Here is an 8086-nt window from a genome sequence, read left to right on the forward strand (position 1 = left end):
TGATAGAGGTTTTTTGGTTTAATCCCGAGTTCTCGGGTGATTAGCTCAGTTGGTAGAGCGTCTGCCTTACAAGCAGAATGTCGGCGGTTCGACTCCGTCATCACCCACCAGGTTTCCTTTCATTGTTGCAAAACAATGATGCGCGGTGGTAGCTCAGTTGGTTAGAGTACCGGCCTGTCACGCCGGGGGTCGCGGGTTCGAGCCCCGTCCGCCGCGCCAAATTTAAAAAAAGCACCGATTTGTCGGTGCTTTTGTTTTTTAGTTGCTGCATTTTGTATATTGGATACTCAATCTAAAAAAGGTCGTCTGAAAACCGAATACAGTTTTCAGACGACCTTAATCTCAAAAAGCTTTATTTATGACCATATTCAGCAATATATTGGGCAATTGCAGCTTCAGGGTTAGCAGCGTTAATAAGTTGAGGTACTTCTACATAACCGCGTTTAACCAGATTTTTTTCACGCAAAGCATTACCTTGCATTCCGAATACTATATAAACGCCTAAACTAAGAAGGCCGACTATGCCACCCAACATCTCATTCTGACCAGCTAATACATTTAACACAACAAAGGTGACAAATATTCCAATCCCCAAACCCCACATTTTTTTCACACAAGCCCAAATAGCCCCAAAGAAAAATGCAGGCCAAGACCAGCCTTGTTTGACTGCCTCATACTGATTCATAGGATCTTTAAAAATCTTGTAAAGTTTCATAAAACACCTTTCTTTTATGCCTTAAAAAGTTAACGTCATGATTCTATCAAAATATATTAAAAAGTTGAATCATTATAAGATTAACGGTCGTCTGAAGACTCAATTTGGTTTTCAGACGACCTTTCATTCACTTATACCATCCCTGCCTTATCACTCAGCCCAGTTTTTCTTCTTACTGGTTTTGCCTATGCCCGGATTGAAACTGTTGGTCGGGTCGAGTTTGCGGTAGAACTGCTTGAGCGCGGGTTTCGCTTCGTATAAATGACCGACGTTGTGCTCGGCGGGATATTGCGCGCCGCGTTGGTCTAAGAGGTGAAGCATTTCATGCTCCAATGCCATGCAGTCGTTGCCTTTTTTGATGATGTAATCCTGATGGAAAACATGGCACATGAAATGTCCGTAGTAGAGCTTGTGGATAATTTTATTGTCGATTTCCGACGGCAGTTTTTCAAACCAGTCGCGGTCGTCGCGGCGCAGGGCGATGTCCAGCGCGACCAAATCTTCCACTTCATCATCATGCACGGCGCGGTAGCGGATGGCGGCTGAGGCAACGGCAAAACGGTGCAGCATGGCGGCTTGGGTTTCTTCGGCGTTGCATTCGAAAAACGCGCCGCCGTGGTGTGAAAAATACTCTTTCAGGAACGCGCGCGCTTCATCGACGCCTTTTCCGCCCATTTTCAGAATTAAATGGTGTTCGTATTTGTCGCGGTAATCGCGCATGGATTTGGGCAGGTGGTCGGGCAGATATTTGCTGACGAACTGCATGACCTTGTCGGAAAAATGTTTGGGCAGAAAGCTGACTTTTTTGCCGAATCGGTCAACTTTGGCTTTGAAATCAAATAATTTCGGCAGTTGGTGCGTGCCGAATTTTTTGATGACGTAGAACGTGTCTTTGCCGTACACATCGGCAATATCGAAAGCATGACGGTGGATGTATTCGCCGGAAACAGGCAGGCTTTCAAATTCGCCCAAGGCGGCGCGGCGGATGTCGGTCAGTTCATTAATATCGTTGGTGCCGATGTAGAACACGGCGGTTTGTTTCTCTTGCGGGAAGGTGTCCAAACGGACGGCAAAAACCATCAGTTTGCCCGCGCAGCCGGACGCCTCGTAATGGCGCGCTGGGTCGGCGTTAAAACGCGCGGCGGTCGGCTCGTCCACTTGGCGCACATGGTCGCAATAGGCGTGGTCGTGTCCTTTGCCTGCATCTTGCGTGATGTCTTTTCTTTGATAGTGATGGCCTTGAAGATTAGTCAGGATTTCTTCGGGCGTGTCGCCCAAATCTATGCCCAAATGGTTGACCAGTTCCAGTTTGCCCTCTTCGTTGATTTGGGCAAACAGCGCCATTTCCGTGTAGGCCGGGCCGCGCTGCACCAATGCGCCGCCGGAGTTGTTGCACACGCCGCCCAAGACGGACGCGCCGATGCAGGATGAACCGATGACCGAATGCGGTTCGCGCCCCAAAGGTTTCAGCAGCAATTCGAGTTGATTCAGGGTTGAACCGGGCAGGCAGACGACTTGTTCGTTGTTGTTGATGGTTTGGATGATGTTCATCCGCATGGTGTTCACAATCACGATGTCGCGGTCGTAATCGTTGCCGTCGGGGGTCGAGCCGCCCGTCAAACCGGTATTCGCCGCCTGCGTAATCACAATCACGTCCGCTTCAACGCAGGCCTGCAAAATTTTCCACATTTCCAGAATGGTTCCGGGGCGCACCACCGCCAACGCCCTGCCCTCGCCGAAACGGTAGCCTTGGCGGTATTGTTCGGTTTTCGCGGGGTCGGTGATGATGTATTTTTCGCCGACGGTTTGGGTCAGGCTGCTGATTAATTGCGAGGCGTTCATGATGCGCTCCTTAGGGCTGGTTTTATTGGATTAAAATAGTGATTGTAGTAACGCGACACGGCAAAGTAAAGGTCGTCTGAATACGGTCCGACAAGGAATACTGCAAACCATCCACATCATCCGTCCACACGCCCTACCCCTGAATTGGCCATTTTCCCCGCTATACACAATTTTTTTGCCGAACGGTGTGAACAGCCTGTGAATAAGTTCTATTACCTTTTGATAATCAAACAAAAAAATACAATGCTTAAAAAATAGTCAGTTTGTCGGTTTAGTCACATTCCGTGTTTGCCTTTGTGTGTGCAGTCTGTGGAAAAGTCAGCTAACTTATTCTATTCTCAACCAAAATATTCAATGATTAAAAATTAGGCAATACGGCGTATAATCCGATTGATCAAACACACCCACTCAAAAATCCCGATTTTCAAAAAAAGGACAAGGAATGCACACCCTTTCGGAACAAGTCCGCTTAAATGAGGCGCGCAAAAAGTTGGCAAAAAGCAGGCGTTGGGCGACGGGCTTGCTGCTTGCGGCGTGTGGGCTGTTTGCAGCCTCCGCCGTTTATGTGCGCCAATATCCTTGGTTGGGATTTGTCAAAGCGTTTGCCGAAGCGGCGATGGTGGGTGCGCTGGCGGACTGGTTTGCCGTAACCGCGCTTTTCAGACGACCCCTCGGCCTACCGATTCCCCATACAGCGATTTTGCCGCGTAATCAGGCACGCATCGGCGATGAATTGGGGCGGTTTATCGAACACAATTTTTTGCAGGGCAAACCCATCGCCATGCGTATTTACCAAGCGCAGCCCAGCGATAAATTATTGAAATGGCTGGACGGCGAAGACGTAAAATCGCATTGGCTGCCCTGGCTTTCCAAGCAGATTCCGACCCTGCTTGCCATCGCCAAACCGGAACAAACGGCGCGTTTTACGGCGATGCTGCTGGAAGAACGTTACAGCGGCGGACAAATCGGCAACGCGCTTGCCGACGGTTTGCGGCTGCTGAAAGTGCAAGGGATGCACGAAAAAGCGTTTGAAAGCCTGCTCCGTCAGATCCGGCGTTGGCTGAAAACGCCGGAAACCCGTGAAATGCTGGAGCAGAACCTGCGCGAATGGGCGGCGAAAATCGAAGGCAGCAATCCTGGAACTTGGGACAGGCTTAAAGCGGCGGTGAAATCGACCTTGGTGGAGAAAGTCGATGACTGGGCAGCAGAAAAAGCGTTGGCATGGATAGACGGCTATTTGGCAACAGCGGACAAGCAGGATAACGCGCTGCGCCGACAATTCTTGGTGCAATACGACGAACTGACCGAACGCCTGACCGCATCGCACCTGTGGCACCGCCGTCTGGACAAATTCAAAAAACAGCTCGCGCAATCGCCCGCCCTGCAACGTCAAATCATGACCTTATGGCGCGGCATTCTGGACTGGGCGCGGGAAGATGTGGAAAAACAAGACTCTTTGTGCCAAGCGCAACTGGAAAAGCTGCTGAACCATATGCGTTCGCAAGCTCAGGCATACCCGCAATTTATGCGTCGGGCGGATGTGCGGATTTCGCTTTTGGTTCGGGATTTTGTGATGCGTTATAAAGATAAGGCCGCTTTGTTCGTCTCGGACAAAGTCAAAGGCTGGGACAGCCGCCTGATGGTGGAAAAACTGGAATTGAGCGTGGGCAAGGATTTGCAATATATCCGCATCAACGGCACGCTTGTCGGCGGACTGGTCGGATTGGCGATTTATACGGTATCGCTGTGGCTGGCGGGATAGTATAGTGGATTAAATTTAAACCAGTACGGCGTTGCCTCGCCTTAGCTCAAAGAGAACGATTCTCTAAGGTGCTGAAGCACCAAGTGAATCGGTTCCGTACTATTTGTACTGTCTGCGGCTTCGTCGCCTTGTCCTGATTTAAATTTAATCCACTATATGAAAAAGGTCGTCTGAAAAGCCCAACGGCGCAAAAAGCAATCGGCATTTTATCCCTACTTCGTCCGTTTATGTCGATTGAAGCCGCTGTTTTCAGACGACCCCTTGCCTTTTCCGACGGTAAAATATCAATAACGCCATTTGCCTAATTTGATAAAATTACGGACCGAGTTTGTGTCTGCCTGCTAAGGATGGTCTGTAAAACAGGTCGTCTGAAAATTTCCCGGCCGCTTTTGACGGCTTAAATGTGGATTTCGCAGGCGGATATGGACGGCAGCTTCAAACCTATAGTGGATTAAATTTAAATCAGGACAAGGCGACGAAGCCGCAGACAGTACAGATAGTACGGAACCGATTCACTTGGTGCTTCAGCACCTTAGAGAATCGTTCTCTTTGAGCCAAGGCGAGGCAACGCCGTACTGGTTTAAAGTTAATCTACTATATTACGCCGTTCAGACGACCCCTATTTTAAGATTGATATGTATAAGTTCCTTCCTATTGTCCACGTTTTGTCCAGACTGGGGCTGCTGTTTTCAATGTTGCTCGCAGTACCGACGCTGATGTCGTATTTTTTTCTGGACAACGCGTTTCCGGCGTTTGCCTACACGGCTTTGGCAACGACGCTGACTTCTTGCGCGGTTTGGCTGATGACCTTCCATTTCCGCCGCGAGCTGCGCCCGCGCGACGGATTTACGTTGGTTTTGATGTTGTGGCTGGCGTTTGCGCTGGTAGCGGCGATGCCGATTTATATTCACATCCCGGGCATCAGTTTTACCGATGCGTTTTTTGAGGCGATGTCGGGGCTGACGACGACGGGCGCAACGGTCATGACGAGCTTGGACACGCTGGCTCCGTCGATAAATTTTTGGCGGCATATGCTCAACTGGCTGGGCGGTATGGGTATTATCGTGCTGGCGGTGGCAATTCTGCCGATGTTGGGCGTGGGCGGAACGCAGCTCTTCAAGGCTGAAATTCCGGGGATGGACAAAGAAAGCAAGATGGCACCGCGCATTTCGCAGGTGGCAAAAAAGCTTTGGTTCTTCTATACGATGACGACGACGGCGGCTTTTCTGACGCTGCATTTTGCGGGGATGAGCTGGTTTGACGCGCTTTGCCACGCGATGTCGGCGGTGTCGCTGGGCGGTTTTTCGACACACGATGCCAGCATCGCTTATTTTGATTCGCTGACCGTCGAATGGGCGATTATGTTTTTCACGCTCTGGGGCGGTGTGAATTTTGCTACGCATTTCACGGCGCTGACACGACGCTCGCTCAAATCTTATTGGCGGGACGAGGAATGCCGCGTACTGCTGTCGCTGCTGGCGGTGAGTATTTTGATGTCGGCGGTGTATCTGTGGCAGAAGGATTTTTATGCAACCTTTGGAGATTCGCTGCGTTTTGTCAGCTTTAACTTTGTCTCCATCGGGCTGGCAAGCGGTTTTTCCAACACGGATTTCGCGCAATGGCCGCTGATTGTGTCGCTGTGGATGTTTTTCCTGTCCAACCTGTTGGCAAGCTCCGGCTCTATGGGCGGCGGCATTAAAAACGTGCGGGCGTTGGTCTTGTTCAAATTCAGCCTGCGCGAGATGATGATTCTGCTGCACCCGAGAGCGGTACGCACGGTCAAGGTAAACGGACGCATGATTCCCGACCGTATGGCGTTGACGGTCATGGCGTTTATTTCGATTTATTTCATGACGACGATTGTGTTCAGCTTTTTGCTGATGGCAAGCGGGATGGAATTTATCTCAGCCTTCACCGCCGTCATTGCGTGTATCACCAATGCGGGACCGGGCTTGGGCGAAGTCGGACCGGCGGGCAGCTATGCGGTATTGAGCGATGTGCAAAAATGGCTGTGTTCGGCCGTCATGCTGCTGGGACGCTTAGAGATTTTTACCGTGTTGATTCTGCTGACACCGGCTTATTGGAAAAAATAAAGACAGGTCGTCTGAAAACGGATTTCGGGTTTTCAGACGACCTTTTTGTTATCAGGTTTGCCTCATTCTGACTGATGAACACAAGCAGCAAGCCTTAAATAGGAGTGGCTCTACTTTAAACCGCGGAGCCAACAAACAAAGCAAAGGAAAGTGCGATGGATATTCTTACCCGCCTGCAAAACTTACCGCCGAGCAAGTTTCATTACAGGCTTTTGGTGCTGGTCGGCATCGGCTGGCTGTTTGACGCGATGGATACGGGGCTGGTGTCGTTTATCCTGCCCGAGCTGGGCAAAGACTGGTCGCTTGCGCCGGCGCAATTGGGCTGGATTGTCAGCATCTCTTTTGTCGGCATGGCACTGGGCGCGGTTATCAGCGGCTGGTTTGCCGACCGCTTCGGCAGGAAAACCGTTTTTGCCGGGACGATGGCGGTGTACAGCGTGGCAACAGGTTTATGCGCGTTTGCACCCAACCTGTCCGCGCTTTTATTTTTCCGCTTCTTCGTCGGCGTCGGACTGGGCGGACAGCTTCCCGTCGCGGTGTCCTTGATCAGCGAGTATGCGCCGCCGAAAGTACGCGGACGCTTTATCGTATTGCTGGAAAGTTTCTGGGGCTTGGGCTGGCTTTCTGCCGCTTTGGTGTCGTATTTCTTTATTCCGCAAACCGGCTGGCACAGCGCGTTTTTAATCGGTGCGCTGCCGATTTTGTATGTGCCGATGGTGTTGAAATTCATACCCGAATCCGTACCCTACCTGCTCTCGCAAGGCAAAACGGACGAAGCGCACCGGCTGGTCAGCCTCTTGGAAAAGGAAGCGGGCATAACGCCTGCCGCGACAGCCATAGCACCGCCGCAACAGGAAAAACAGCGCATCCGTTTCATACAACTATGGCAACAGCCTTTCGCACGGCGCACGCTGATGCTTTGGCTGGTTTGGTTCGGCATCGTCTTTTCTTATTACGGCATTTTTACTTGGCTGCCGAAACTCTTGGTCGAACAAGGCAACACGGTGGTCAAAACCTTTGAATATGTGCTGGTGATGATAGTCGCGCAACTGCCCGGCTACATCGCGGCGGCGGCATTGGTGGAAAAAATCGGGCGCAAAGCGACTTTAGCGAGCTTTCTCGCCGCCTGTGCCGTCTGCGCGTGGTTTTTCGGACAAAGCAGCAGCGCCTCCGAAGTCATGGCATGGGGCAGCCTGATGTCGTTCTTCAACCTCGGCGCATGGGGCGTTTTATACACCTACACGCCCGAACTTTACCCCCTCCGCTTCCGTGCCTTCGCCTCCGGTTGGGCGGGCGCAATCGGACGGGTGGGCGGCATTCTTGCGCCTATGGCGGTTGCCGCGATGATTGGCGGCAGCAGCGGGTTCAGCAATATTTTCATGATGTTCGCGCTGGTTATGCTGCTGATTGTCGCCGTCGTGTTGATATTGGGCGAAGAAACGAAAGGCAGGACGCTGGAAGACATCAACGGATAACGCCGTTTTTAAAATCATCCCACCAAATAAAAGGTCGTCTGAAAGTGTCACTTCACCGAAGTCAAACAACACTTTCAGACGACGGCGGATTCGCATTTGAAGTGCAACTTTCCATAACAGAAAAAGGCCAGTATGAGGTAGCATACGGCCTTTCCTGCAAGAAAGATTGCCATGAGCTACACACAACTGACCCAAGACG

Annotated in this window: 5 protein-coding genes and 2 tRNA genes; 5 read left to right on the forward strand and 2 right to left on the reverse strand. The window is 51.1% G+C overall.

All coding sequences use genetic code 11. The annotated features are described in order from the left end of the window. Positions 1-34: 34 nt before the first annotated feature. Positions 35-110 (forward strand) — tRNA-Val (locus AAG834_RS09985). Positions 111-142: 32 nt separating this feature from the next. Beyond that, positions 143-219: transfer RNA gene (locus AAG834_RS09990), tRNA-Asp, on the forward strand. 133 nt (positions 220-352) lie between these two features. Here the strand turns inward: AAG834_RS09990 and AAG834_RS09995 are convergent. Together AAG834_RS09995 and dld are read right to left on the reverse strand one after the other, a co-directional pair. Next, positions 353-715, reverse strand: a complete 363-nt coding sequence (locus AAG834_RS09995) for a DUF2628 domain-containing protein (protein WP_003760238.1) — start codon at positions 713-715, stop codon at positions 353-355. Positions 716-865: 150 nt separating this feature from the next. Next, entirely contained in the window at positions 866-2557 is a 1692-nt protein-coding gene (gene dld / locus AAG834_RS10000; protein WP_003760253.1) for a D-lactate dehydrogenase, read from the reverse strand. Positions 2558-2999: 442 nt separating this feature from the next. Here dld and AAG834_RS10005 point away from each other — a divergent pair, with 442 nt between their 5' ends. The 3 genes from AAG834_RS10005 (at position 3000) to AAG834_RS10020 (ending at position 7887) form a co-directional block, all read left to right on the forward strand. Beyond that, a complete protein-coding gene (locus AAG834_RS10005) occupies positions 3000-4319 on the forward strand; it encodes a DUF445 domain-containing protein (protein WP_342032027.1) in 1320 nt (439 codons plus the stop codon). Positions 4320-4954: 635 nt separating this feature from the next. Beyond that, entirely contained in the window at positions 4955-6412 is a 1458-nt protein-coding gene (locus tag AAG834_RS10015; RefSeq protein ID WP_311151831.1) for a TrkH family potassium uptake protein, read from the forward strand. Between the two features lie 155 nt (positions 6413-6567). Beyond that, positions 6568-7887, forward strand: coding sequence for an MFS transporter (locus AAG834_RS10020; protein ID WP_070513108.1), 1320 nt, complete (start codon positions 6568-6570; stop codon positions 7885-7887). Positions 7888-8086: the final 199 nt, after the last annotated feature.

It is taken from the genome of Neisseria sp. Marseille-Q2251 (assembly GCF_940793045.1).
GTDB lineage: Bacteria > Pseudomonadota > Gammaproteobacteria > Burkholderiales > Neisseriaceae > Neisseria.